Genomic DNA, 24,248 nt, shown 5'->3' with positions numbered 1-24,248 from the left:
TGATCGTTTAAGTGATAAGGGGCGTACCCCTTATCACGCAAGTTGAATTAGGTGCTTTTATAGCCTGTGACGCCTACTTGCCGGGTGCCCGGAAGAAGTCGCTGATCACTGTTGTTTCACCAGTCTCTGTGTCCACCAGCTTAAAGCTCATAGGCAGAGAACTTGGCATTTCGACACCAGCTGGAGAGAACACGAGTGCTCGTACAGAACGGGTCGTGTCAGCATCTACCGACAAACTCAGTTGAGTATCCTTTGTCACGTCATCCGCATTCTTGTGAATGCCCACAACTTCAAGGGTCGCCCCTTTAGGCATGTCCTCAACACTCAGCGTAAAGGACTGCTCGTTGTTGTGTTTGTTCAGCAGGCGAAGCGAGTAGCCGTTTCTGAAGGACCCGTCACTTTGTTGAACGTAGAGCGGGTTCCGGTCATGAACGACAGACAGATCCGTCATGGAACGGTTGAGCTGTGCGTACAACATCACACCCGCAATCAACGCAATGATTGCTGTATATACAACAGTACGAGGACGGATCAGACGATAAACTGATGCCTCACCTCTTTCGCGGCGCTCAATGTTGTCGTCCGTGTCATACGCGATCAGACCCGTTGGCTTGCCAACCTTAGTCATGATCGAGTCACAGGCGTCGATGCACAAGCCACACTGGATACAATCGAGCTGCGCGCCTTTACGAATATCGACACCTGTCGGACATGCATAGAAACACTGGTTACAGTCGATACAGTCACCCGCAGGCAAGCCATCTGCGATGCGTTTTTTGCTCTCTTTCAAGTGACCGCGAGGTTCACCACGGTCATAACGATAGGTTACGTTTAGAGCGTGCTCGTCAGTGAGAGCTGCCTGAATACGTGGCCAAGGACACATATACACACAGACCTGCTCACGCATGTGACCAGCCAGCGAGTAGGTGGTGAACGTCAGGATTCCAATCCAGACGTAAGCAGAGAATGCAGCTTGCCCTGTTGCAAGATCATATACAAGGGTTGGTGCATCCGCGAAGTAAAGAACCCACGCCCCTCCGGTCCACCAGGCAATCATTAGCCAAAGAAAATGTTTTGTTCCCTTTTTGAGAATTTTTTCTGCATTCCAAGGCTGTTTGTCCAGCGTAATCCGTTTGCGGCGATCGCCTTCAATCATGCTTTCTACGCGAAAGAACAGGTCTGTCCAAACTGTCTGCGGGCAAAGATAACCGCACCATAGGCGACCTGCGATCGCGTTCATCAAAAACAGAGCTACCGATGCAATGATGAGCAAACCGGCAAGGTAGTAGACTTCCTGCGGCCAAATTTCGAGAAAGAAGAAGTAACCTCTTTTTCTCTCAAAATCGACGAGAACAGCCTGATCAGAGAGCAAAGGCCCTCTGTCCCAACGAATGAAGGGAGTAAAGTAATAAATTCCAAGGGTAATAAAAAGGATTGCCCATTTGATTTTCCGAAAACGGCCTTTTACCTCCATGGGGTAAACTTTAGCCGCTGACGCGAACCAGGCTTCGTCCTCTTCTTTATCGATGGGTTCAACTTGGCTAGACATAATGTCTTCCTCAGTTGGCGATGTGCTTTGTGCAAGTGAAGCGAGGGCACTTACGCGTCCTCGCTTATGTCGTCATCTCAAAAATATTCAGAGATCTTATTGACCGCCACCGAGAGAGTGAACGTACACAGCCAGTGATTTAACTGTGGTCTCACCCAGACGGTCGATCCATGCAGGCATCACACCGTGACGTGGTGCATTCACCTGCGCGATGATGTCTTCTACAGACTTGCCATAGAGATAGGTTGGTGCTGTCAGGTTCGGAGAACCTGTTTCCAAGTCGCCCTTGGCGTTTTCCATATGGCAGGCAGCACAGTTCTCTTCATAGATCACTTTGCCCGCTTCCAGATCAACGCCTTCTTGCGTTGGCAGACCAGCTACAGAACCGACATAGTTTGCAACCTGAATAATCTCTTCTTTTTCAAGCAGCTCATCACGACCGAATGCAGGCATTTCCGCATACCGGGTTTCGTCATGCTCTGCACGAACACCATAAGAGATAGTGGTTGACAGGGTGTCCAAATCGCCACCCCAGATCCAGCTGTCGTCCTGAAGGTTTGGATAGCCCTCAAAGCCTGTCGCACCAGTTCCATGACAAGGTGCACAGTTGTCACCAAATGCCACTTCACCCTGAGCCATAGCAAACTCGAGCAGTGCCGGAGTATCACGAATTTCTTCGAGAGACGCTTCAAGAAGCATCGTGCCGATTTCTGCTCGTTCTGCAGCCGCTTTATCAAAATTCTCTGTTGCTACTGCACGCTGGCTGTAATCCAGAAGACCCTTTGTATAACCGTTGACCAGCGGCCAGCTTGGCATGAGGATCCAGTAGATTACAGACCATACGATGGACCCGTAGAACATGTAGAGCCACCACTTAGGAAGCGGGTTATTGAGCTCTTTCAGGCCATCCCATTCGTGACCAGTGGTTTCGATACCCGTTACCTGGTCGATTTCCTTTTTGTGCTCAGCCATTAGTCATCCTCCCGAAGCGGGATCTGTGAAGCATCGTTAAAGCGCTCCCCATTGCTTGGCCAGCAAGCGTAAAGAACTACACCTGCAAAGATTGCCATGAAATAGAGCAGGCCACCAGTTTGCGCGAAGTGTGCGAGAGCGGTGTACGTCGCGTCCATCATCTTCTCCTTAACGCAAGTTGGCTTTTTCGTCATAGAGGCTAAAGTCTACGAGCGTGCCAAGCATCTGCAGGTAAGCTACAAGTGCATCCATCTCCGTGATTGCATCTGGATTTCCGTCGAAATCCCGAACTACGACATTACGGTACTTGCCCTCTGGATAACGTTCCAAGAAACCTTCCGCAGCATCACTATCCGGCATTGCCTGCGCCATCATGTCCGCATTTGCATTTGCAATCTGTTCGTCAGTGTAAGGCACGCCGTAAAGCGCATTTACCTTAAGATTATTTTCGATTTCGATCTTTATCGGAGAGAGCTTGGCATCCATCAGGAATGGGTAACCAGGCATTACAGAAGTCGGAGATACTGAACGTGGGTCAATCAGGTGGTCTCTCTGCCATTCGTCAGAGTACTTACCACCCACACGAGCGAGGTCAGGACCAGTACGCTTAGAACCCCACTGGAATGGGCGATCATACATAGATTCCGCAGCCAGTGAGTAGTTGCCATAACGCTGCAGTTCGTCACGCATTGGACGGATCTGCTGTGAGTGACATGCATAACAGCCTTCACGCACATAGATGTTACGTCCAACAAGCTCAAGCGGCGTATAAGGGCGCATACCCTCAGTTTTTTCGATCGTGCTCTTTAAGTAGAAGAGAGGCACGATTTCTACGAGACCGCCGATTGAGATCATGATGATGATGCCAACAATCAGGATCAGCGAGTTTTTCTCGAAGATTTGGTGTTTTTTCCAAGCAGACATTCGTGATCTCCCGATTATTCCGCTGGCGTCAGAGCAGCTTGACCTGCACCTTCGCTCTCAACTGCTTCACCGGCACGAACTGTCATTACGAGGTTGTAAACCATGACGAGAGCACCTGCGAGGAAGAGCAGACCGCCGAATGCGCGCATGACATAGAACGGGTACATCGCATCAACCGTTTCGATGAAGGAGTACTCAAGGAAGCCGAGGCTGTCGTAAGCACGCCACATCAGACCCTGCATAATGCCGGATACCCACATTGAGCAGATGTAGAACACGATTCCCAATGTTGAGACCCAGAAGTGCCAGTTAACCAAGCGCAAAGAATACAATGACTTATTGTAAAGCCAAGGAACCAGGCAATACAGAGCACCGAAGGAGATGTAACCAACCCAGCCGAGTGCGCCAGCGTGTACGTGACCAATCGTCCAGTCGGTGTAGTGCGACAGGCCGTTCACAGCGCGGATGGACATCAGAGGTCCTTCGAAGGTCGCCATGCCGTAGAATGCAACGGAAACAACCATCATACGCAGGACAGGATCTGTCCGCAGTTTGTCCCAAGCACCTGACAGGGTCATCAGGCCGTTGATCATACCACCCCAGGATGGCATCCAGAGGATGATGGAGAAGGTCATACCGAGCGTGCCCGCCCACTGAGGCAGAGACGTGTAGTGCAAGTGGTGAGGACCAGCCCAGATGTAAAGGAAGATCAGAGCCCAAAAGTGCACGATTGACAGACGGTAAGAATACACCGGACGCTCAGCACGCTTTGGAATAAAGTAATACATGATTGCCAGGAAACCAGCAGTCAGGAAGAAGCCAACAGCGTTATGGCCATACCACCACTGCACCATCGCATCTTGAACGCCACCCCAAACAATATAGGATTTAGTGGAGTAGATGCTGACAGGAATAGCCGCATTGTTGAACAAATGCAGAACTGCAATTGTCACGATAAACGCGAGGTAGAACCAGTTTGCTACGTAAATGTGAGCTTCTTTGCGGCGCCAGATTGGCCCCAAGAATGTCAACAGGTAAGCCACCCACACAATAGTTAGCAGCAAATCTGCGTACCATTCTGGTTCGGCGTATTCTTTACTCTGTGTAACACCAAGCAGGTAGCCTGTACCTGCAACAACGATAAACAGATTATAACCCAGAACAACGAACCAAGGCGAAATCGCACCCATCAAGCGGGCCTGACACGTGCGCTGCACAACGTAGAACGATGTTGCAATCAACACGTTTCCGCCAAATGCGAAAATCACGGCTGAAGTATGGAGAGGACGGAGACGCCCAAAATTGGTCCAAGGCAGATCAAAGTTCAACGCTGGGAATGCCAACTGCGAAGCGATAATCACGCCGACTGAAAAGCCTGCGATACCCCAAAAAACAGAAGCCCAAGTCGCAAATTTTACGGGCCCCATATTATAGTTCGGTTTGCCGTTAATCTCTAACGGTGCCGGATTGTTGTTTCCGTCGAAGTATCGGCGAAAAATAAAGAAGATACCCGCCAGTGATGCTAATGCAATCAAAGCGGTATGAAATGCCAAGACCTGATCCCAGGTTTTCCCTGCAATGATCAGACAGAAAATCGCTGCTACCAAAAGAAGTACGGTGTAACCGCCTTCTTCAAGTGACAGATATCTGACTTTCCGCTCACCCATGATGTTCGCCCCATATAAAGTAAACAAGTTCGTCCAGATAGGACTACCTGAGCGTAGTTCTATGGGTGGCAAATTGCCCCGCCCTTGATACATGTCAAAAAGAACTCGAACAAAAAAAATAAAATTACTCTAATTCGCAACTACACCCCCCATTATTGGGTTTTCGTCATATATTACATAATTTTAGGGTAAGATGCGTTGTTTTGGCGCAGCTTGAAGTGAGTTTCACTGGTTCCTGAAAAAATTAGCGTAATTTGATAGGTGAAGTGGCGACGGCACGTATACATGGAACCATGATTAGTTAGATAAGTTCTCGTATCCATCCCGCAGCGCACCAAACTCTCGCGGCAAAACTCGACCTAGGTCGCAACCGAGTTTTCCGTGGGATCTGTTTTCTGTGCGGAGATTGGCCCCAGCACGTATCTGGTTACGACCGGCATGAATGCTAAAAGCCCCATAAAACGAGCTAACTGGTGCGTGGCAACGAACACCGGATCAATGTCCAGCAGGATCGATATAAGAAGCATTGCTTCCATACCTCCGGGAGCAAAGGCCAGAAAAACCTTATCGAATGAGATGTCCAGAGCCCAAGACGTCACCAGCGCTCCTGTTAGCGCAACTGACAGACTGATCGCAAACACCACAAGAGACGTGCCAAGCATGGGCTTTAAGGTGCTGCTGTCCATCTTCCCAATATAAAGGCCTACATTGGTTCCCAAGATTACGTAGCAAGGTATGGCAAGCCAAGCAGGCAAAGTAAACTCTAAAATCCCCGTTGAGTTAAGGGCAGCACTGGCAAAGAATGCTCCGATGAGCAGTCCAGCAGGTGCCTTCAGCCTTAAGGCCAGCACTGCAAAGATCGCGCAGACCAGAAGAGCAGCTATGAGTTCAACTGCAACCGTTGGACTGAACGCCACTTCGGCATCTTTAGTTATAACGTCGGCTGCCCCATTTGAATCGACCATATTTGTGACAATCAAAGGCAGAACAGCAATCAAAAGGAAGAGGCGCACGAGCTGGACAATCATAATTCGGTCCATGGGCGCTCCCCTCTCAAGGGCGAGCGCAGTCGTCATTCCCAGTACGCCCGGCAAACCTGCGAAGAATGCCTCATCCCTACCCCATTTGCATTTCTTGTAAGCGTAAAGGTAGACCGCTGAGGTGATGCCGCCGACAACAGCACCCAGTGCTAACATCGACAAAGGCCACAAAGAGGCCCCCTCCCAGAAATCTGGAGAGACTGCAGTCCCCATTGCAGCGCCGATAAATATGGAATTTATAGAGGTTAGTTGCTTGGGAAATGTGAAATCCTGATTAGCGATCAAAGGCAGAGAAAGAGATTTCGCCAGAACCAAGACAACCATAGGCCCTGCCAGAAAACCAGCAGGAAGAGAAAGCAGTTCAAAGACAGCAGCTCCTGCCCCTCCAAGCGCAAGAACTCCAACTAAACTCAGAATGTCTTTTCCGCTCACGGCTTTACCTCCTCATGTCGTCACGACACAAGAAGTACAAATCGCAATTCATATGATCAATCTTGATAGAACCAATCAATATATAATTTCAACCAGAGAGTTTAGAACTGTTCGCAAACAGCCACGAATTGCTTGAAGGGACTTGAGTTTTTTAAAAACTCAGTGTTGTTGACAGGGATCAAAGTTCAATTAGTCCATTTGCGTATGGTAGCGTCATGACCGATCTAGAGCAAAAATATGCGTCCTTGAACGTACCCCGTTATACCTCCTATCCCACAGCCCCTCACTTCAGTGAAGCTGTGACGCCGTCTCTCTATGGTGACTGGCTGGAGAGTATTCCTCATGACACTCCTTTGTCGCTTTATCTGCATGTGCCGTTTTGTCAGGAAATGTGCCATTACTGCGGATGTAACACCAAGGCGACACGCAAGATGGCGCCGGTGCTTGCGTATGTGGAGTTGATGCTCAAAGAGATCGACCTTGTGCTAAAGCGCCTTGGTACAGGCCGTCTGGTGCACCACATCCATTGGGGTGGTGGCACACCAAGCCTCGTTCCGCGCGAAGCCTTTTTGAAGATTGTCGAAAAGCTGAAGGACAACTTCGTTTTCTCCGAGGACATTGAGCACGCGATCGAGCTCGATCCGAGAACCGTTGGTGATTATCTGGCCGAGACACTTAAGATGGCTGGCATCACACGGACCAGCTTGGGCGTTCAGGACTTTGATGAAGACGTTCAGAAACAGATTGGCCGCATTCAGCCCTACAAAACAGTGATGAAGGCTGTTACCGCTCTTCGTAATGTTGGATTGAACGATATCAACTTTGACTTGATGTACGGGTTGCCGGGGCAATCTGAGCAGACAATTCGCGAGACAGTTGAGTACACCAAAGAACTTGCGCCGGGCCGTGTTGCTCTGTTCGGTTACGCGCACGTGCCTTGGTTCAAGAAGCACCAGCAATTGATCAAGGAAGAGAACCTGCCGGGCGCGAACGAGCGTATCCGCCTTTCTGACGTTTCTCGCGATGCTCTTGTCGATGCAGGCTATGAAGTGATCGGTCTTGACCACTTTGCTCTGCCAACGGATGAGATGGCAATCGCTTTGAAGGAAGGCCGCCTACGCCGGAACTTCCAAGGTTACACCACCGACACAGCTGATACCTTGATCGGCTTCGGTTGCAGCTCCATCGGCTTCTTGCCACAGGGCTATGTGCAAACGACACCATCAGCTCGCGAATGGGAGCGTATGGTTGTTGATGATGTACTGCCGATCAAGAAAGGCATTGCCGTTGATCAGGTTGATCTGTGTCGTGCTGAAATCATCATGCAGCTAATGACCTACTATGAGGTCGATTACGCAGCTACTGCAGAAAAGCACGGATTGCCAGTTAGTGAGTTTGACAGCATTCCAGCTGACATGCAGGATATGATCGATGATGGCGTTGCGACCCTTGAGGGAACGGTTGTTACGGTGACTGATGCAGGCCGACGCTATGTTCGCGTCGTGGCAGCGGCGTTTGATACTTACCTTGCAACTCAGCAAGCACGGCACTCTGTCGCGGTTTAATCCTGATCGGATCCAAAGATGAAAGAAGCGGCCTTTATGGGTCGCTTTTCTTTTGTCCGGACAACAAAAAAGGCGCTGAGTTTTCAGCGCCTGTTTCATTCATGTACTGCGGATGCCTTAGTCGGACAACTTCAATCTTACAGTGAGCTTCTTAGTGCATGCCAGTCAGCTGACAGATGCCACAGATGTTGGTGATGTGGATGCTGTCCTGCTTTTCAACCTTGATCAGACCGCGACGCTTCAACTGAGAAATCACGCGACTTACGGTTTCAATGGTCAGACCTAGATAGTCGGCAATTTCCTGACGGGTCATGGACAGAGCAACAGTCTTGGTATCTGGTCGACCCTCTTCATTCGGGCCTGAGCAGCCGTGTCCACCACGATTTGGCACCAAGCTCATCAGGAAGGTAGAAACGCGCTCTAGTGCGGATTTACGGCCCAGCAGAACTGTATGTTCGTGAAGGATCTCCATCTGGGAGAGCAAGCAACGATTTACATAATGCTGCATCATCGGAGAAGTAGAGATCTCGCGGCTTTCAAAAACCTGCAGCTCAACTTCGGTCAGCGCTTCAGCTGTGCAGTCAAAGAAGTCACGGTTGGAGAAACCGAGCATATCGCCTTCACGCAGAATATAGACCACTTGGCGACGACCATCCGGAAGCAGCTTGTAGAGCATCATAACCCCACGCACGACTTCATAGAGGCGCTCTGCCTTATCACCTTCATAGAAAAGCACGTCATGCGCAGACAAACGCTGCTTACGACCAAGATGCTTTCCCGCGGCTTCTGGTTGCTTGAAGTTTTCCTGACAACCGTTGAATGGTGCCTGGCCATCAAGGTCGCTAAGCTTTGTCAATGTGGCCGATACCATAATCCCTCCTCGCGGACATCTCCGCAAACATCGTGCCTGGGCAAGTAGCGAGAACTATTCGTCTATTCTCTAAATGCCTCTTGGCCATGGCAAACATCCGTCATTGTTTGCCTGACCTGTTGATGCAGATTTACTGATTAGAATGCAACGTCAAAATACGCATTAAAACTTATGGAGCAGGTTCATATCTCAGTAATTTGATCTGAAACAATCGAATTTTTGCGTTAGATCAAGTTTATACGTACACCAATAAATCCTGTTCTTTCAATGGCTTACGAACAACAGGCGTTGTGGTGATTTTTGGTAAATCGCGCGTGATCTTCCAGAGAGGCTGGCCGCTGATTGCGACAATTTGTGGCGCCTCATCCAAAGCAGCAACCTTCTCAATCAGATCAGATCCTGCCAATCCGGGAAGATGCAGATCAACAAAGACAGTGTCATCTATACGAGGTGAAGCATCTGAGAGAAACGATTCTCCATCTGCAAAAGCGGTGCATGAGAGTTCGAGACTCTCAAACATCCTAGCAATTGCATCTCGCACAGATACATCATCTTCGACAATATAGATCACAACAAACCCCAACGTTGTTCTCGTAGCTCATGAGACAAAGCACAAAGGTGCAGCACTTTGTCTCACCAGTCACCATAACCAAGCGCCGGGGTCTTGTAATGCGTAGTAACACTCGGGAATAACAAGATTGGCCGAAAGTATAGCCAGTCATTCCCTATGAAGTTGCGCTACATCAAGCAGCTGGTGGCTCACCCGTGAGGACGATACGGACGAGATCCGCAGCATTACGTGCACCAAGTTTTTCCATGATGCGCGCGCGATGAACTTCAACAGTACGTGGAGAGATCTTGAGGTTTCTACCAGCTTCCTTGTTGGAGGAACCGGCAGTGATCTCAGTCAACACCTGACGTTCGCGTGGCGTTAAAGTTTCTGCGCCTGGGAATGTCAGCGTATTTGCACCACTCGCCTGAGCGTTTCTGGAAACAGCTTCACGCACACGGGAGATGATGGATTCAACGTCAAATGGCTTTTCAATGAAGTCGTAAGCGCCTGATTTGATCGCTTCAACAGCCATTGGGATATCGCCCTGACCGGAAATGATAAAGATTGGTGCAGGGAAATTCTCACCATTCAGGCTTTTCAGAATATCAATGCCTGAGCGTCCTGGCATATGAACGTCAAGAAGAACACAGTTCGGTGTTTCTTCTTCTACCCCACCAAGAAACTCTTCAGCATTCGCAAAGGATTTTACGCGAAACCCTTCTGTTTCAAACAGCAGAGAAAGCGCGTCGCGAACCGCTGGGTCATCGTCAACAATATGGATCACAGACGGCATGGTCATGATTGCTCAGGTCCTTATTCTTGTTGTTCTAAGCAACAGCTTCAGCTTAGCTCGTTGCTTTTGAGTTTACCGGGAGCCTCAAAGTGAAGGTTGCACCTTTACCTTCCTCATATGGCTCTACAAGTAAATCGCCACCATGATTTTGGGCTATACTCCGAGAAATCGCAAGTCCAATACCTAAACCGCGCCGCTTTGTCCCAGTAAAGGCCTTGAAAAGGTGCGACACTGCTTCCTCATCCAGCCCTGGTCCGGTGTCCATAACCTTAACAAACACATTGTCATCGTCGCGTTCGACAGAAACAACTACTTGCTTAACAGGTTGATCCTTTACGGCTTCGCCTGCATTTCGGATCAAGTTTACAAGAATCTGTTGTATTTGTACGGAGTCCAACTCAAGCTGGTAGTTATAGTCCACGAAAGTAGAGATGAACTCGACATCATCCGCTTCGTGCCCTACCCGAACAAGCTCAAGGCAATCATCAATGAGTGTTGCAAGGCCGGTTCCGATGCATTGCGGAGCCTGTCGTTCGACAAAGTTACGCATCCGCTGGATGATCTGACCAGCACGTTCAGCTTCCACCACAGCCTTATCCATCAGGCTGATCATGGGATCATCTGGCTGATCGGCAGCTCTTGCACGGCGCGCTGCCGTTTGCAGATAGAGCATCAGAGCCGTGAGTGGCTGATTAACTTCGTGAGCAATCGCTGCGCCCATTTCGTCCAACGCGTTCACGCGGGTCATCGTCACCAGGTTAGATTGCAGCACACGAAGGCGTTCTTCATATTCCTTGGTTGCCCTAAGATCTTTCAGGACGCCAATGAACTGATGACCGCTTTCTGTCTGAGCTTCGCCAACGGACAGTTCTATTGGAATTTCGGTTCCGTCTTTATGGCGACCGACAACTTCGCGGCCAATGCCGACAACTTTCGGGTCTCCGGATTTCAGATAGTTCCGAATGAACTGGTCATGCTGCTTAGCAATGGCGCTCGGCATCAATGTGTTGACATTCTTGCCAACGACTTCGGCGCTCTTATAGCCAAACATGTTCTCGCAAGCACGGTTATAGATCAGGATAGTTCCGTTATCATCTATGACGATGATGCCATTAACGGCTGTATCCAGAACACTGTGCAAGCATGAAGAGGAGACCATAGTAGTTTCCTAGTTGTTGTAGGCGTACCCGTACGCTTATCTAAACGGGTATCAGATGGGTATTTTGACTAATCAGCTATCCCATGGCCTGAGCTAGGTCAATCACCTAGCCTGCGACTGATTTAACGATTAATTTCCGCTAATTCATTGATATATTATGTAGGAGACAAGCGTTCTCTAAACCTGAGCGTGTAAGTTTGAAGTGTGAAGACATTGAAAGCGAGGCTGATCCCCGGCTGGATAATGCATTTACTTATTGTAAAACCCAGAGAACCCTTAGGTTAGTTTATATATAATATTATTTTACAAGTTTCGGGTCGCAACGCAAAATCATTGCGTAATTTGGAATAAGACTAAGTAGAGCAAACCAAAAGTAGTAAGCGTGTTCACCTATACGGCGCGTATATGTCGCAGGATATATCATACTCTGAGCCCAGGTTTTCCACCGAAGCACAACGTTTCTGGCTCTTTTCGTCCGGTATTGAAGTCTCCTCCTTGAGTCGCGTGCGGCAATTGAAATTTTATTTCGCCACTCACAAATCGGGGTCAGGAGATCGGGTCTGATGGTTTTGTGCCAGTTCTGTAAGTGCTTTGAAGTTGGCACGTATTGAAAACTCATGCTGCAGTTGCAAAAGGTTCAAGCGCAATCCGTTGAGAAGCAACAGCTCATCATGACCATGCAGGCGTTTGTGAACCGGTAAGCTACAAAAGATCTTCGAGACTTGTGTAGCCGCAATGTCTACAACACTGCGGGCTGGCACTAAAGCATCCGTGCGCATTTTGGTTGACATGTTCTGAGCTAATGCATTCAATTCCTGCGCCGAACAAACGGAAGCGTCCTGATGTTCGACCAGGATTTCCTTAAGCAGTTGCCCGATCATGCCAGCAAGATCCTGCGGGTCCATTCTCGTTTTTTGCCGCAACACAATGAGAGCCATTTCGCCGACGAGCTCAACAGTGATGGAGAAGGAGCTCCAGCGGGAGGCTTCCAGAGCCTGCTGAAAATCTTCCTCGCCAAGCAATGCATTCCAATGGACTCCAGCCCGAGAGCGGGAATATTCCTGCACATTTTTATAAGTCAGATACGCCGCACTGCGCCCAAGATACACCTTCAGCTTAACAAGGGTATCCAAGTCAGATCTATAAAAGAAGAAAGCATAGATGCGCTTCAGCCAGCTTGGACTGTCGAGAGATACATTCTCGATGTTTTCAAAGGCACCCAGCAGGTTCTCTTTGGTGGAATTGCGCTGCTGTCCCAACTTATAGCCTTTCGTCGTGGTCGGAAAAATCTACAGTTACAAAGACGCAATAACTCGTATTGAACTCTTGCCTTTCATAAAAGATCGGTCAACTGTGCAACATTGAGAGACAAAAAACACTTAATGGAAGTAACGGACTACCAGTCCGGCGGGGGAAGCATGCTTCAAGGTTGGATCGTAGTCCTTGTCGCTTTGGCATATATACTGCTCTTATTTGTTATCGCGAGTTACGGTGACAAAGTCGCCAAGAACCGCGTTAAGAAGACAAGAGGGCGGCCACTCATCTATGCCCTCTCACTCTCCGTTTACTGTACATCATGGACATTTTTTGGATCTGTCGGATCTGCCTCGAGAAATGGTTTCGAGTTTATTGCCATTTACCTCGGACCGATCCTTGTGTTCGCTTTTGGGTTTCCGCTGATCCTGCGGGTGATCCAACTTGCGAAGGCAGAAAAGATTACATCCGTTGCCGACTTTATTGCTGCACGCTATGGCAAAAACCCTATGGTTGGTGCGATTGTTACGTTGATCGCCTTTATCGGCATGATCCCTTACATCGCGCTTCAACTGAAGGCACTGGATCTGTCTGTCGGTACGATTGTGCTGCATCCCTTATTGTCGCTTGATGATGCAGAGATTTCGATCTTCGGTGATGAGACACTGATGATCGCCATTTTCATGGCCGTGTTTACATGGTTATTCGGCACCCGTCATATTGATGCGACAGAGCACCAAGAAGGCTTGATGCTGTCCATCGCGACTGAAGCCGTTGTTAAGCTCGTTGCTTTTCTCGCGATCGGCATTTGGGTTACCTTCATGCTGTTTGATGGGCCATGGGATCTCCTGCACGCTTCATTTGCCAACACCAACAGCTCACAGGACCTGTTCACGAATATCAATGCCAGCAAGTGGGCGGTTATCACCCTCCTGTCTTTATTCTCGATTGTGCTTCTGCCGCGCCAGTTCCATGTGACTGTGACGGAATACAACAGTGAAGCTGAGTTGAAACGGGCGACATGGTTGTTTCCAAGTTACCTGATCGCCATTAATCTATTCGTCGTGCCCATTGCTCTTGCAGGTATGACCATTTTGGGCAACACGGTCGACCCGGACATGTTCGTGCTGGCGCTGCCTCGTGCTTATGATGCTGACTGGTTGACCCTGCTGGTGTTTATTGGTGGTCTTTCTGCAGCAACTGCCATGGTGATTGTGACCACCGTTGCACTTTCCATCATGGTTTCCAATGATCTGGTGATGCCGATTATTCTGCGCCGGCGTAGTGAGGACGAGATCATTTCGACTTCAGGCGAAGACATGAGCCAATTGGTGCTGGGCATTCGGCGCATGTCGATCTTCCTCGTCATTCTGGGAAGTTATGTCTACTACCGCGTTGCGGGTGATAGCGCGGCTCTTTCGAGCATCGGCCTTCTCTCTTTTGCAGCAATTGCGCAGTTCGCTCCTGCCTTTATCGGCGGCTTAATCTGGCGCAGAGCGACGGCGCGCGGCGCGGTTGCCAGTATGACAGCTGGATTTGCAGTCTGGTTCTACACTCTGCTGCTTCCAGTCTTTGCGCGGGAGAGTATCTTTGGCTCAAACATCCTTAGTAACGGCCCGTTCGGCATAGAGTTCCTGAAGCCTGAAGCACTGCTGTATCTTGATATGGACCCGTTTGTGCACGGTGTGCTCTGGAGCCTTTTGTCGGGACTGCTGTTTTTCGTGGTCTTCTCACTCACGCGCCAACCAACTGCGATTGAGCGCATTCAGGCCAACACCTTTGTGCCCACTGGGATTGCACAGGCCCCTGCCCTGCGGAAGCTGCGAACAACAGTGACGATCGGAGATCTACAAGCAACGATTTCTCGTTATGTTGGAGAAGAGCGGACACAACGCTCCTTTGATACTTATGCTGCGGAGCATCGCATCACGATTGACAGCAGTGAAGAAGCCGATGCCGTGATCCTGCGTTTTTCCGAGCAACTGCTTGCCAGTGCAATCGGATCAGCATCCGCACGACTGGTGCTTTCTCTTCTCCTCAAACGGCGGGACCCGGGCACTCAGGAAGCCATCAAACTGCTGGATGATGCGACCGAGGCCATCCAATATAACCGCGACCTTTTGCAGATCGCGCTGGACCAAGTGCGGCAGGGTATCTCCGTTTATGACAAGGATCTGCGTCTGATCTGCTGGAACCGGCAGTATCGCGAAATGCTTATGTTGCCGGCCAAGTTTGGACAAGTTGGCACTTCGCTTGAGGAGATGATCCGCCATATTGCAGAAGCAGGCGAGTTTGGTGATGGCGACGTGGACGAGATTGTCGGTCTGCGCATGCACAATTTCATCAATCGCCAAGAGACCTATCAGGAGCATCTGGTCAGCACCGGAACAGTGTTGGAAGTGCGTACCAGCCCAATGCCTTATGGTGGCCTGGTTACCAGTTACACCGATATTACTGAGCGTGTTTTTGCAGAGGAAGCTCTTGCCCGCGCCAATGAGAATTTGGAGCAGCGTGTTCGTGATCGGACCGAAGAGCTGACGAAGGTGAATGAGCAGCTCGAGGCTGCCAAGAAGACAGCAGAGCTGGCTTATCAGGACAAAACGCGGTTCCTGGCTGCTGCAAGCCATGACATTTTGCAGCCGTTGAATGCAGCGCGACTTTACTCCTCTACCCTGACCGACCGTTTCATGGACGGAGACCCGGAAGACCGCAAACTGGTTAGCAATATCGAAGCATCGCTGGAGTCTGTGGAAGAGATCATTGGTGCCGTACTCGATATTTCCCGTCTGGATACCCGAGCGTTCAAGGCAGAGATTTCGACATTCCGCCTTGATGATATTCTCAATCCATTACGCGTAGAGTTTACTCCAATTGCTAAGGAAAAAGGGCTCAAGCTCACAATCCGCAGCACTGATGTTTGCGTGCGCTCAGATCGACGTCTTTTGCGGCGTTTGCTGCAGAACCTCATTTCAAATGGGCTGAAGTACACCACAAAAGGTGGCGTCGTAGTTGGTGTTCGCAAGACGAAGAACAACATGGCGAATATTGAGATCTACGATAGCGGGATCGGCATTCCAGAAAAGCAGCAGGAGCTGATTTTCAAGGAATTCCGCCGCCTTGATGATGGCGCACGCATCGCCTCCGGGCTTGGGCTGGGCCTTTCTATCGTGGAACGCATTAGTAAGGTGTTGGCGCTTAACGTGGCACTCAAGTCTCAGGATGGGAAAGGCTCTCGCTTCTCTCTTGCCATTAAAGAAGCCATGAGTGTACCGGTTGCTGCAAAACAAGCTCAGCCTAGTGCTATCGTCAGTCAACTGGCTGGTCTCAATGTGCTGGCTATCGATAATGAACCGCAGATTCTGGAGGGCATGGAGTCTTTGTTGCGTACATGGAAATGTAACGTGCTGACGGCTCCAAATGCGCAGGATGCTGCCAAGGCAATCTATGCCAGCAAGACACAACCAGACATCATTCTGGCAGATTACCATCTGGATCAGGGGACTGGCATTGAAGCCGTTGTGCACCTGCGCTGGAAGTTTGGCGTACACTTCCCTGCTATGCTTATTACTGCAGACCGAACAGCTGAGGTTCGAGCAGAGGCCTTTGATAAAGATATGGAGATGATCCATAAACCACTGAAGCCAGCTGTGCTCAGAGCACATCTGATGCGTTGTAAGGCAGCTTTTGGGGATACGTGATCTTTCAGGAGACATTTATTTGGCATTGCCAACAAAAAAGGCGCTCCAAAGAGCGCCTTTTTTCGTAGATCATCTCGAAGAATGCCTAGCCAGCGATGCTTTGCCACTGACCAGCTTCGATTTTTGCCGCTGCAATGACTGCCTGTGTCCGACTTTCAACGCCCAGCTTCTGCAAAATAGCAGAAACGTGCGCCTTTACAGTCGCTTCCGATACAGACAACTCATAGGCGATCTGCTTATTCAGCAAACCTTGCGAAAGCATCATCAACACACGCACTTGCTGCGGTGTTAAAGACGCGAGACGCTGAGCCATTTTGGTTGCTTCATCAACGGTGTTCAGGTCAATGTCTGGTGGAATCCAAACGCCTCCCTCCAGAACTACTGAAACACCATCCTGAATGACATCAATACCAAGTGACTTTGGAATATACCCGGACGCGCCAAACTCAATGGCACTGCGAATTGTAGTCGGATCTTCTGTTCCGGAAACGACAACAATTGGCACACCCACATATTGAGCACGCAAGTACATTAATCCAGAGAACCCTCGCATGCCCGGCATGGACAGATCCAGAAGGATCATGTCTACGTCTTCCTCCCGATCGAGAGCAGCGGTGACTTCATCAAGGCTCCCAGCCTCGATAATCTTTACCGATGCGAACTGTTTCTCGATTGTTTGACGCATTGCACCACGGAACAGCGGGTGGTCATCAGCGATAATAAAGCGGTGGACCGCGTTGTGCACGCTGTGCTCCTCCATTTCTTGTCGTGGACTGCCTCCAATGATCTTCGATCCGTCTCGTCGAAATAAGATCATCAGATTTGCAGTTTTCGACGCCTCGGGAGCATAAACGAGAATTTCGCAGCTCTCCCAAAACGCCACGATAGATATTTTACAACCTTAGAACTCCGCGGAGTTTCAACCGGTCGCATCCCCCTATACAAAAGCATTATGCGAAACAGGGAGGTGCTGGCAAGCATGAAGTTGATTGTTTTCACTCATCTCACGTACTTTTACCACAAAACCGTCAGTAATCATTAAGATATTGCAAGAAGGCATGCAGAGAACTCAAGAGTTGCTCCCAAAGTATGGGCTACCTAAATCGGGCGTTTTTCTGTTTTGGGCACTTCGAGGATTGGGGATTAGTATTAGGTAGTAGAATTTTAGTCTAGCGGTTCGCTTAGGGGACTGTAGAGTATGTATACGTTGGGTAATCATTACTGGAGGTGGGAGTGCGTACACCAAATAGAGTCGCCTACTGGACCAAAACACGTGCGCTCATGGCTGCAACGCTCATTCTCTGGCTCATCTTCTTTGGCGTCGCTGTCTTTTATGGAGCACCCGGCTCTGATCCCAATGCCCCTCAAAATGGATTGAGTGGGCTTTTCGGTTCTCTGTCAAACAGTTATGTGTGGGGATGCCTCCTGTTTTTCGTCGCCAGTATCCTGATCTCATGGTTTTGCGGTGCACAGGACAGGCTTGATGAAGGCAGCACTGGTTCATCTCAGCGACGGGGGAGCTCATCATGACACTCTCCAGTCTCGATCCTCATCCTTCGCAATACAAAGGCCTTCCACTAGCGCTTTCTCTGTTTACGCTCGCACTCTTTTTGCTGACTGGCTTACTTGCCGTTATGGAGAAAGCCGGTGTTGTTGTCGTGCTCATCGAAGCGTTGATGGCTTTGCTGCCATTGCTGGTATTCGCCATGGTGGGCGTTCTGGCACGGACCATGAAGCTCTCCGAGTATCATTGGGGCGGTAAGAGCGTGCCTGCTGGTTTGACAGGTGTGACCTTGGCTGCATGCTTTGTTGGCGGCAGCTTCTTTCCGCTGTTTCTCTCTGTCATTTTCCTGCCAGAATACATCAGTTTCCCAATTGTTTTGGGATGGGTGAGCAGTCTTGTCTTGTGTGCAGTGCTATTTGCCTCCCCTCTCCGGAAATTTGGTTCAGCGACGATTCCTGAGTTTTTGGGTGTCCGTTTGCAGAGTAATTTGGTTCGGTTGATTGCCAGCGGATTGGTTATTCTTGTTGGCATTCCTTTCCTATGCACCGAGATGTTGATTGGCGGTCAGGTACTGGCAACATCTCTCAGCGCGACCTCGACAACGGGTATTCTGCTCTTTTCTATCGTGTTGCTCATTTCTGTTGTGCTTGGCGGTGTCAGCAGTGCTGTGTGGACCCAGGCTCTGCAAGGCGTGCTGATGGTGTTTGCCTGTCTTTCTCCAGTCGTCTTGCTTGGGTTAGACCAGCTGACATCACCTATGATCTCTGAAAATGCCGGTTTCACCAGCGTTGTCAGCACCTCGCTCACAGAGCAACTCACTGCAATCATTGATCTTGAGAATACCAGTATCGGTTGGTTCTTAATGCAAGGTCCATATGCTGGTGGGCTCTGGCCGTTGATTGGAACAGCTCTTTTCTTTGCCATTGGCATGGCTAGCCTTCCCCACCTTCTCAGCAAATTTTTGGGTACTGGGAGTTCGTCGTCTTCTCGTCGTGCAGCCGGGTATTCTCTTTCCTTCCTTTTACTCCTGATGGTCGTTGGTTCGGCTTATTTCCTGTTGCTGGCAGATGAGCGGCTTCAGAGTTTGCTTGGGCCGAACGCATTGGATCAAGGTCATCAAAGCGGTCTCATTGCCGCGCTGATCAGGTCCGGGATTGTTGCAGCAGCACTTGCGGCAAGTTCGGCCCTCTTAATGGCACTTTCAACAAGCGTTTCGCGAGATCTCATTGAAGCTTTGGTGCTGCCGCGTGCTTCACTCAACCAGAAGATCGTGCTGGCACGTGTTGTGGTGCTGCTGATTTGTGCCTTTGTCACGTACCTGGCCTATAGCGAGAGCTTGTTGTTTCTGGACATGCTGACATTGTCGCTCTCCCTTGCAGCAGCTGCATTCTTTCCTGTACTTGTACTTTCATGCTGGTGGAGCAGGTTTCACGCAACTGCGGCTTACAGCACAATGCTTGCAGGCAGCTTAGCGACCTTGTTTTACGCTGTTGCGGTGACCAGTGGCTCTACCGGTTTCTGGTTTGGGTTTCCTGCGGAAATGGGCGGGCTGCTCGGTGTGTTCCTTGGGTTTGCCGTCGGAATTTCACTTTCGTACGTTACTTTTTCCGAGGATGAGCGTCATTTCTATCTGGCAAGTTTATTGGAGCAACCAGGCGAACGAGACCTCTCGATAGATCTACCTGACACTTCTGACAAGGATGAACCAGAAGAACTCATAGAGATTAAGACGTAATTTTCAGAAAGTTGTAAGTAAACTCTTACAAACACTGACCGTCGTTTGCACTCCATTTACGCCGATTCAAATTTACAACTTCCGCTAAGTCGAATTCAATAGAGCTGCGTCTATAGTTTATCTCCAATAGAAGCCTAGGAGAAACCTATGGACGCTTTACAACGTGCTGCCCGTGCCAGTGTTGCTCGTATCTGCGGATTTTATTGCCTCGGCGTGCTCCTTATTATGGCAGCGCTCAGTTTTGATCCGGCCAGTTCTTTCCGTACAGGCGCTATGCTTGCAATCACTCTGAGTGCTGTTCTTGTTTACAAAGCTTGGATTATGCCAAACGGTAAGCATGACGGCGATGATGCGTGGGCCTTGATCAAGGGACAGGACAGCAGCGGGCAAGACCCAAACAGAATGCAAAGCGACGCGCTACGCACCGCCTATCATGAGTATTCCAAGCGGGCGATGGTTGTCGCTCTGGGGCTCTGGTTCGTAAGTGTTGTGGCTAGTATTTCTGACTGAATGCTGTCAGTAGTCAGGAACCAAGATAATGCAGGGTCATGGAGCGTCGATGCGACGCTCTTCTATGTTCGATCAGATAGATCCCCTGCCAGGTCCCCAAATCCAACTCCCCGTCGACCACCGGTATTTGCAGAGATACTCCTGTGAGCATGGTTTTGATGTGCGCAGGCATATCGTCCGGGCCTTCATAGGAATGGAGCCACCCACCATTTTCAGGCGCGAGATTTGTCAGGGCCTTTTGCAGGTCCTGCAAAACAGTCGGATCAGCATTTTCCTGTATGGTGACAGAGGCCGAAGTGTGGCGAACGAATAATGTGAGCAATCCATCTTTTAATTGGAGCGACTTAGCCCATTCCCGGATCTCTTTGGTAACTTCATAAAAGCCCAACCCCTCCGTCATGAACACTAGTCGTCCCATGGACTGAGAAAGCTGTGTCTGACCACTATCAATGGTCCAGACTTCACAGCTGTTCTTCGTTTTTGACCAACCCGACATGCTGGAAATCCATCCCCTTATTATTCGTTAATTAAGATCGTGTCGTTGTCATTGACGCGAGATTGCGCGACAACTTCTATAACAAACATATTGGCAACATCTTATTGTCGCTTCCGGAGAAACTACATGTCCGAGAATTTCGCTCCTCTGTCGATAAGTCAAGAGGCCGTCGCTGAAGCAAAGGAATTTAACAAGGAAATGACGGAGCAGCTGCGCGCGCTTCCTGATCCATGGAGTTTCCCCCCAACTGTCACCCGTGAACGTCGGTTACAGGGGCTTGGTGCATTTCCTATCCCCACCTATTCAGAGCAGGCTGAGGATCTGGAGATTGAAGGGCAGCATGGTTCTATTCCCCTACGGCTCTTCAAAGCTGATAAAAACTCATCAAAAGGTGTGATAATTCATTTTCATGGTGGAGGCTTTGTTTTCGGCTCAGCTTCCTTTCAGGATCCTTATCTGGAGAGTATGGCGAATAACACTGGGCTTGACGTAGTTTCAGTTGAATATCGCCTTGCTCCGGAACATCCTTTTCCGCAAGGGCCTGATGATTGTGAGGCGGCTTGTCATTGGATCCTGAATGAAGGTGCAAGTCAGTATGGCTGGGATGCCTTTGCTCTGACCGGGGAAAGTGCGGGTGCGACATTGGCCCTGACGACCGCCCTGCGCCTGCGTGACAAGCATGGGATGATCCCCTTTAAGGCGTTGGTTTTGTTATCAGGTTGGTATGACATCGGCCTTACGCCATCTGCCCGCCTCTGGGGTAAAGAAGTGCTTTTTCCAACAACTCGTGACCTTCAGATGTTCAGGAGGCATTTTCTGCTTGGAGAGGAAAACGCGGAAGATCCAGCTGTTTCTCCTTTGTATGCCCGGCTGGAAGGATTGCCACCAACACTGCTAAGTGTAGGTACAGAAGATCCACTACTGGATGATACTTGTTTTCTCGCGTCCAGGTTGAAATCTGCTGAAGTGGAGACTTCACTTGAGGTTTATCCCCATGGATGTCATGTTTTTCAAAGTTTTGATCTTGCTCTTGCCAAGCTGAGCACCCAAAGGATAGATAGTTTTTTTCGGACGAAATTCGGTTCGACCTGACCTAATTATTAATAATTAGTGGGTTATCGCAGTAGCGCTTATGGACCGAGGCTGCACAAAGGGTTGGATATGGCAAGCTTAGAAACACTTCTCTCGTTTGTGAATACATGGGAATGCGACGAGAACGACCATTTGAACGTGCAGTTTTACTTCTCCAAATTTGAAGAAGCTGACCGTCAATTCAGAATGATGACCGGATTTAGCGAAGCACTGGTTGGTGCGCGGCGTGTTCGACACGTGCGTTACCATGCAGAGCTGGTTGCTGCATCCCTGATTACCGTGAAGTCTTATGTGGCCTTTGACGGGCCGCACATGCTCTCTGTTGTGCATGAAATGATTGAAGGCTCCACCGGGGAGATCTGCGCAACTGCGATTGATGGCTATACGCCAAATCCTAGTTCTGCAAAGCAGTTGCGGGCGCGCTTCAAAGATGTTGAGGAGAATATCTCCAAGCCAGCGGTTCCACGTGGCATCTCTCCAAGCCCGTTCTCTGGCAAACCAACCATTGATGATTTGCTCAAGAGCGGTGCGCAGATTACTGGCCGCTCAACAGTTCTGCCACGGAATCTGAATGCTGAACAGAAAGCTGAAGACGCATTTGCACTTGCCTGCTTCTCTGATGCAGCAGCGCATGTGTGGGAGCGGACTCCGATGAACACGGCGTGGTTGGATGAGAATGAATATGGCCGGGTTGCGCTGGAGCAGAAGCTTTCCTGGATCAGCCCGCTGAAGCTGGGGGATATGGGTCTGGTGATTTCTACGCTGACCAGCGTTCAGGAAAACACCTTCACAATCCGCCATCATCTGTTTGAATCTCGCACCAAGCGTTTGGCGGCGGTGTGTGATCAGGTGTCTATCAGCATGGATCTGAACAGCCGTAAGACTGTCCCTCTGACTGCAGATTTCCGCACAGCACTGGTGGCCTTACAAACACAGTAAGCTTTGCGATCAACGCGTTAAGAACCGCCTTCCTTTGAAGGCGGTTTTTTTATGCCCGCTTGTTACTGCGCTGGCTGTTCGTTTTCGCCCTTCTGGAAATCGTCTTTCATTTCTTCGGCAACAGAGAAGAAACGGCGCATGGCGTTTTCGGTAAACTCCAGTGCTTCTTCCAGTTTTTGTTCTTCTTCATCGCCGAACCAGCCTTCTTCCTGTTGTTTGGCGATGGAGAGGTCGAGGCCTGCTTCGGGTTTGATGGCGGCGATGCTGGCGTCTTCGGTCAGGGTAGCAAGTGCTTCGGAGATGCGTCTAAGTTCTTGACGCATCTTGTTGTTTTCTGCTTCCAGACGGGTGATTTCGTCCTCGTAGACCATGATGCCGTCAAGGGAAGGCTGGCAGACGAGTTTTTCGGCCTTGGTGGCGCAGAGTGAGACTATCCCCGTGCGGGTATCGAGGCGAACCAGCCCTTTATCCGTCTGCTGCATTTCAAAGCGAACGGGCACATCCTGCTCAGTTTGAGCAAATGCGCCTTGTCCGCTCATCGCAAAGATGACCGCGAGAATTCCACTGGCCAGATAAGACTGTTTCACGATTTCTTCCCATCTCTGTTTCAAATCAATGACTTAAAGCGGTTGGAGATTGCAGCGCCATACCTGCTGGCAGATATGGCTTTCAGTTTAGCAGCAATCAGAGCGCCTTGACCATCTGATCAGACATAGGCGTGAAATGGGGACTACTCGAGGCTTTGATAAGGGCTGCGGCCACTTTTCAACGCATCTTCCAGAAGATCGAGGCGGTCTTGTCCCCAAAATGGTTCGGAGTTGAGCAGATAGGTTGGTGAACCGACCGCATTTGCCGTTTCAGCCATGCGGGAGTTGACAGTGTAAGCTTCCAGCATCTCATCAGACTTTCCAGCTGCGATGAGGTTATCCGCGTCCAGACCGAGCTCATTCAAGATGGCTGTCAGGACATTTTCATCGGCTGCGTTGAGGTCTTTTTGCCAGACAGCTTCAAAGACTTTCTGGGAATAAGTGCCAACCGGACCGCCCTGCTCCTGCAGACGAATTGCGATGGAATCTGCCAGTGCGATGTCCGTCGGGAAATAGGCTGGCTTGTAGTTCATTGAAACGCCGCGCTTTTCTGCCCAGCGCTGGAGCTCAATAAAACGATACTTCTGGCGGGCCGGATGGCGTTTGCCCAGAGGCAGGCCGCCTGTCAGCGGGAATAAGACAGCGAGATTGACTGGCCGAAAGGTTACTGTGACATCATAGTTTTCCGCGATGCGCAGAAATTCCTGATGGCCCAGATACGCCCATGGTGAAAGGTGCGTATAGAAGTAATCGATCTGTGCAGTCATGATTGTTCCCCAATGTAAACACTCAGCCTATCCTGTTGCAAAAACAGACCGATTTCAATGAGAAAGCCCTGTGCTGGCGTTCACAAAAACGCGCAGACCGTATGAGCAGCTGTAGAGTTTTGTTTTTACGGCTGTTTATCT

The 24,248-nt window shown here is 49.9% G+C and carries 22 protein-coding genes; 7 read left to right on the top strand and 15 right to left on the bottom strand.

What is annotated here, in order from left to right:
* Positions 1-73 precede the first annotated feature (73 nt).
* The 6 genes from ccoG to PsAD37_RS07805 form a co-directional block, all read right to left on the bottom strand.
* On the bottom strand, positions 74-1,474 hold the full coding sequence (gene ccoG, locus PsAD37_RS07830) for a cytochrome c oxidase accessory protein CcoG (RefSeq protein WP_063295745.1): 1,401 nt from the start codon (positions 1,472-1,474) through the stop codon (positions 74-76).
* Positions 1,475-1,645: 171 nt separating this feature from the next.
* Positions 1,646-2,521 carry a cytochrome-c oxidase, cbb3-type subunit III gene (ccoP, locus tag PsAD37_RS07825; protein ID WP_063295660.1) on the bottom strand — a complete coding sequence of 292 codons (876 nt, stop codon included), beginning with the start codon at positions 2,519-2,521 and terminating at the stop codon, positions 1,646-1,648.
* Entirely contained in the window at positions 2,521-2,679 is a 159-nt protein-coding gene (locus PsAD37_RS07820) for a cbb3-type cytochrome c oxidase subunit 3 (protein ID WP_057464970.1), read from the bottom strand. The genes ccoP and PsAD37_RS07820 overlap by 1 nt, the downstream gene beginning before the upstream one ends.
* Positions 2,680-2,689: 10 nt before the next feature.
* Positions 2,690-3,445 (bottom strand): cytochrome-c oxidase, cbb3-type subunit II, encoded by a 756-nt coding sequence (ccoO, locus tag PsAD37_RS07815; protein ID WP_063295659.1) that lies wholly within the window; start codon positions 3,443-3,445, stop codon positions 2,690-2,692.
* Between the two features lie 14 nt (positions 3,446-3,459).
* Positions 3,460-5,112, bottom strand: coding sequence for a cytochrome-c oxidase, cbb3-type subunit I (gene ccoN / locus PsAD37_RS07810; protein WP_063295658.1), 1,653 nt, complete (start codon positions 5,110-5,112; stop codon positions 3,460-3,462).
* 359 nt (positions 5,113-5,471) lie between these two features.
* Positions 5,472-6,584 carry an AbrB family transcriptional regulator gene (locus PsAD37_RS07805; RefSeq protein ID WP_063295657.1) on the bottom strand — a complete coding sequence of 371 codons (1,113 nt, stop codon included), beginning with the start codon at positions 6,582-6,584 and terminating at the stop codon, positions 5,472-5,474.
* 215 nt (positions 6,585-6,799) lie between these two features.
* Here PsAD37_RS07805 and hemN point away from each other — a divergent pair, with 215 nt between their 5' ends.
* Positions 6,800-8,149 carry an oxygen-independent coproporphyrinogen III oxidase gene (gene hemN / locus PsAD37_RS07800; protein ID WP_063295656.1) on the top strand — a complete coding sequence of 450 codons (1,350 nt, stop codon included), beginning with the start codon at positions 6,800-6,802 and terminating at the stop codon, positions 8,147-8,149.
* A 151-nt stretch (positions 8,150-8,300) separates the two neighbouring features.
* On the opposite strand, the gene PsAD37_RS07795 is transcribed toward hemN, so the two are convergent.
* The 5 genes from PsAD37_RS07795 to PsAD37_RS07775 all read right to left on the bottom strand — a co-directional run bounded on the left by PsAD37_RS07795 (position 8,301) and on the right by PsAD37_RS07775 (position 12,784).
* Positions 8,301-9,020, bottom strand: coding sequence for a Crp/Fnr family transcriptional regulator (locus tag PsAD37_RS07795; RefSeq protein ID WP_063287338.1), 720 nt, complete (start codon positions 9,018-9,020; stop codon positions 8,301-8,303).
* 235 nt (positions 9,021-9,255) lie between these two features.
* Positions 9,256-9,591 carry a response regulator gene (locus PsAD37_RS07790; protein ID WP_063295744.1) on the bottom strand — a complete coding sequence of 112 codons (336 nt, stop codon included), beginning with the start codon at positions 9,589-9,591 and terminating at the stop codon, positions 9,256-9,258.
* A gap of 172 nt (positions 9,592-9,763) precedes the next feature.
* Positions 9,764-10,366 (bottom strand): response regulator transcription factor, encoded by a 603-nt coding sequence (locus PsAD37_RS07785; RefSeq protein WP_181952038.1) that lies wholly within the window; start codon positions 10,364-10,366, stop codon positions 9,764-9,766.
* A gap of 52 nt (positions 10,367-10,418) precedes the next feature.
* Positions 10,419-11,525 carry a nitrogen regulation protein NR(II) gene (locus PsAD37_RS07780; RefSeq protein WP_063295655.1) on the bottom strand — a complete coding sequence of 369 codons (1,107 nt, stop codon included), beginning with the start codon at positions 11,523-11,525 and terminating at the stop codon, positions 10,419-10,421.
* A 533-nt stretch (positions 11,526-12,058) separates the two neighbouring features.
* Positions 12,059-12,784 (bottom strand): hypothetical protein, encoded by a 726-nt coding sequence (locus PsAD37_RS07775; RefSeq protein WP_063295654.1) that lies wholly within the window; start codon positions 12,782-12,784, stop codon positions 12,059-12,061.
* A gap of 159 nt (positions 12,785-12,943) precedes the next feature.
* Here PsAD37_RS07775 and PsAD37_RS07770 point away from each other — a divergent pair, with 159 nt between their 5' ends.
* Positions 12,944-16,477, top strand: a complete 3,534-nt coding sequence (locus tag PsAD37_RS07770) for a PAS domain-containing hybrid sensor histidine kinase/response regulator (protein WP_208991761.1) — start codon at positions 12,944-12,946, stop codon at positions 16,475-16,477.
* An 85-nt stretch (positions 16,478-16,562) separates the two neighbouring features.
* On the opposite strand, the gene PsAD37_RS07765 is transcribed toward PsAD37_RS07770, so the two are convergent.
* Entirely contained in the window at positions 16,563-17,237 is a 675-nt protein-coding gene (locus tag PsAD37_RS07765) for a response regulator transcription factor (RefSeq protein ID WP_014284470.1), read from the bottom strand.
* Positions 17,238-17,710: 473 nt separating this feature from the next.
* On the opposite strand from PsAD37_RS07765, the gene PsAD37_RS07760 reads away from it, so the two are divergent.
* The 3 genes from PsAD37_RS07760 (at position 17,711) to PsAD37_RS07750 (ending at position 20,226) form a co-directional block, all read left to right on the top strand.
* The gene (locus PsAD37_RS07760) at positions 17,711-18,007 is read left to right on the top strand and encodes a hypothetical protein (protein ID WP_208991760.1); all 297 of its coding nucleotides are present in this window, start codon (positions 17,711-17,713) and stop codon (positions 18,005-18,007) included.
* The gene (locus PsAD37_RS07755; protein WP_063295653.1) at positions 18,004-19,716 is read left to right on the top strand and encodes a sodium:solute symporter; all 1,713 of its coding nucleotides are present in this window, start codon (positions 18,004-18,006) and stop codon (positions 19,714-19,716) included. The genes PsAD37_RS07760 and PsAD37_RS07755 overlap by 4 nt, the downstream gene beginning before the upstream one ends.
* 147 nt (positions 19,717-19,863) lie before the next feature.
* The gene (locus PsAD37_RS07750; protein WP_063295652.1) at positions 19,864-20,226 is read left to right on the top strand and encodes a hypothetical protein; all 363 of its coding nucleotides are present in this window, start codon (positions 19,864-19,866) and stop codon (positions 20,224-20,226) included.
* A 13-nt stretch (positions 20,227-20,239) separates the two neighbouring features.
* On the opposite strand, the gene PsAD37_RS07745 is transcribed toward PsAD37_RS07750, so the two are convergent.
* Positions 20,240-20,644: a secondary thiamine-phosphate synthase enzyme YjbQ gene (locus PsAD37_RS07745; protein ID WP_206600061.1), complete on the bottom strand. Its 405-nt coding sequence runs from the start codon at positions 20,642-20,644 to the stop codon at positions 20,240-20,242.
* Between the two features lie 117 nt (positions 20,645-20,761).
* Here PsAD37_RS07745 and PsAD37_RS07740 point away from each other — a divergent pair, with 117 nt between their 5' ends.
* Both PsAD37_RS07740 and PsAD37_RS07735 read left to right on the top strand, forming a co-directional pair.
* Positions 20,762-21,814, top strand: a complete 1,053-nt coding sequence (locus PsAD37_RS07740; RefSeq protein ID WP_084407686.1) for an alpha/beta hydrolase — start codon at positions 20,762-20,764, stop codon at positions 21,812-21,814.
* A gap of 69 nt (positions 21,815-21,883) precedes the next feature.
* Positions 21,884-22,753 (top strand): thioesterase family protein, encoded by an 870-nt coding sequence (locus PsAD37_RS07735; protein ID WP_057464956.1) that lies wholly within the window; start codon positions 21,884-21,886, stop codon positions 22,751-22,753.
* A gap of 62 nt (positions 22,754-22,815) precedes the next feature.
* Here PsAD37_RS07735 and PsAD37_RS07730 read toward each other — a convergent pair whose 3' ends face one another.
* The gene (locus PsAD37_RS07730) at positions 22,816-23,340 is read right to left on the bottom strand and encodes a hypothetical protein (RefSeq protein ID WP_063295649.1); all 525 of its coding nucleotides are present in this window, start codon (positions 23,338-23,340) and stop codon (positions 22,816-22,818) included.
* Positions 23,341-23,483: 143 nt separating this feature from the next.
* Positions 23,484-24,107 carry a 2-hydroxychromene-2-carboxylate isomerase gene (locus PsAD37_RS07725; RefSeq protein ID WP_063295648.1) on the bottom strand — a complete coding sequence of 208 codons (624 nt, stop codon included), beginning with the start codon at positions 24,105-24,107 and terminating at the stop codon, positions 23,484-23,486.
* Positions 24,108-24,248 lie beyond the last annotated feature (141 nt).

It is taken from the genome of Pseudovibrio sp. Ad37 (assembly GCF_001623075.1).
GTDB lineage: Bacteria > Pseudomonadota > Alphaproteobacteria > Rhizobiales > Stappiaceae > Pseudovibrio.
The sequence above is the reverse complement of the archived record's forward strand: the minus strand, read 5'-3'. Positions and strand labels throughout refer to the sequence as shown.

Bases quoted from the DNA above. Each gene is read 5' to 3' on its own strand.
- ccoG (WP_063295745.1), bottom strand. From the start codon at position 1,474: ATGGAGGTAAAAGGCCGTTTTCGGAAAATCAAATGGGCAATCCTTTTT.
- ccoP (WP_063295660.1), bottom strand. From the start codon at position 2,521: ATGGCTGAGCACAAAAAGGAAATCGACCAGGTAACGGGTATCGAAACC.
- PsAD37_RS07820 (WP_057464970.1), bottom strand. From the start codon at position 2,679: ATGGACGCGACGTACACCGCTCTCGCACACTTCGCGCAAACTGGTGGC.
- ccoO (WP_063295659.1), bottom strand. From the start codon at position 3,445: ATGTCTGCTTGGAAAAAACACCAAATCTTCGAGAAAAACTCGCTGATC.
- ccoN (WP_063295658.1), bottom strand. From the start codon at position 5,112: ATGGGTGAGCGGAAAGTCAGATATCTGTCACTTGAAGAAGGCGGTTAC.
- hemN (WP_063295656.1), top strand. From the start codon at position 6,800: ATGACCGATCTAGAGCAAAAATATGCGTCCTTGAACGTACCCCGTTAT.
- PsAD37_RS07795 (WP_063287338.1), bottom strand. From the start codon at position 9,020: ATGGTATCGGCCACATTGACAAAGCTTAGCGACCTTGATGGCCAGGCA.
- PsAD37_RS07785 (WP_181952038.1), bottom strand. From the start codon at position 10,366: ATGCCGTCTGTGATCCATATTGTTGACGATGACCCAGCGGTTCGCGAC.
- PsAD37_RS07780 (WP_063295655.1), bottom strand. From the start codon at position 11,525: ATGGTCTCCTCTTCATGCTTGCACAGTGTTCTGGATACAGCCGTTAAT.
- PsAD37_RS07770 (WP_208991761.1), top strand. From the start codon at position 12,944: ATGCTTCAAGGTTGGATCGTAGTCCTTGTCGCTTTGGCATATATACTG.
- PsAD37_RS07765 (WP_014284470.1), bottom strand. From the start codon at position 17,237: ATGGAGGAGCACAGCGTGCACAACGCGGTCCACCGCTTTATTATCGCT.
- PsAD37_RS07755 (WP_063295653.1), top strand. From the start codon at position 18,004: ATGACACTCTCCAGTCTCGATCCTCATCCTTCGCAATACAAAGGCCTT.
- PsAD37_RS07750 (WP_063295652.1), top strand. From the start codon at position 19,864: ATGGACGCTTTACAACGTGCTGCCCGTGCCAGTGTTGCTCGTATCTGC.
- PsAD37_RS07745 (WP_206600061.1), bottom strand. From the start codon at position 20,644: ATGGGACGACTAGTGTTCATGACGGAGGGGTTGGGCTTTTATGAAGTT.
- PsAD37_RS07735 (WP_057464956.1), top strand. From the start codon at position 21,884: ATGGCAAGCTTAGAAACACTTCTCTCGTTTGTGAATACATGGGAATGC.
- PsAD37_RS07725 (WP_063295648.1), bottom strand. From the start codon at position 24,107: ATGACTGCACAGATCGATTACTTCTATACGCACCTTTCACCATGGGCG.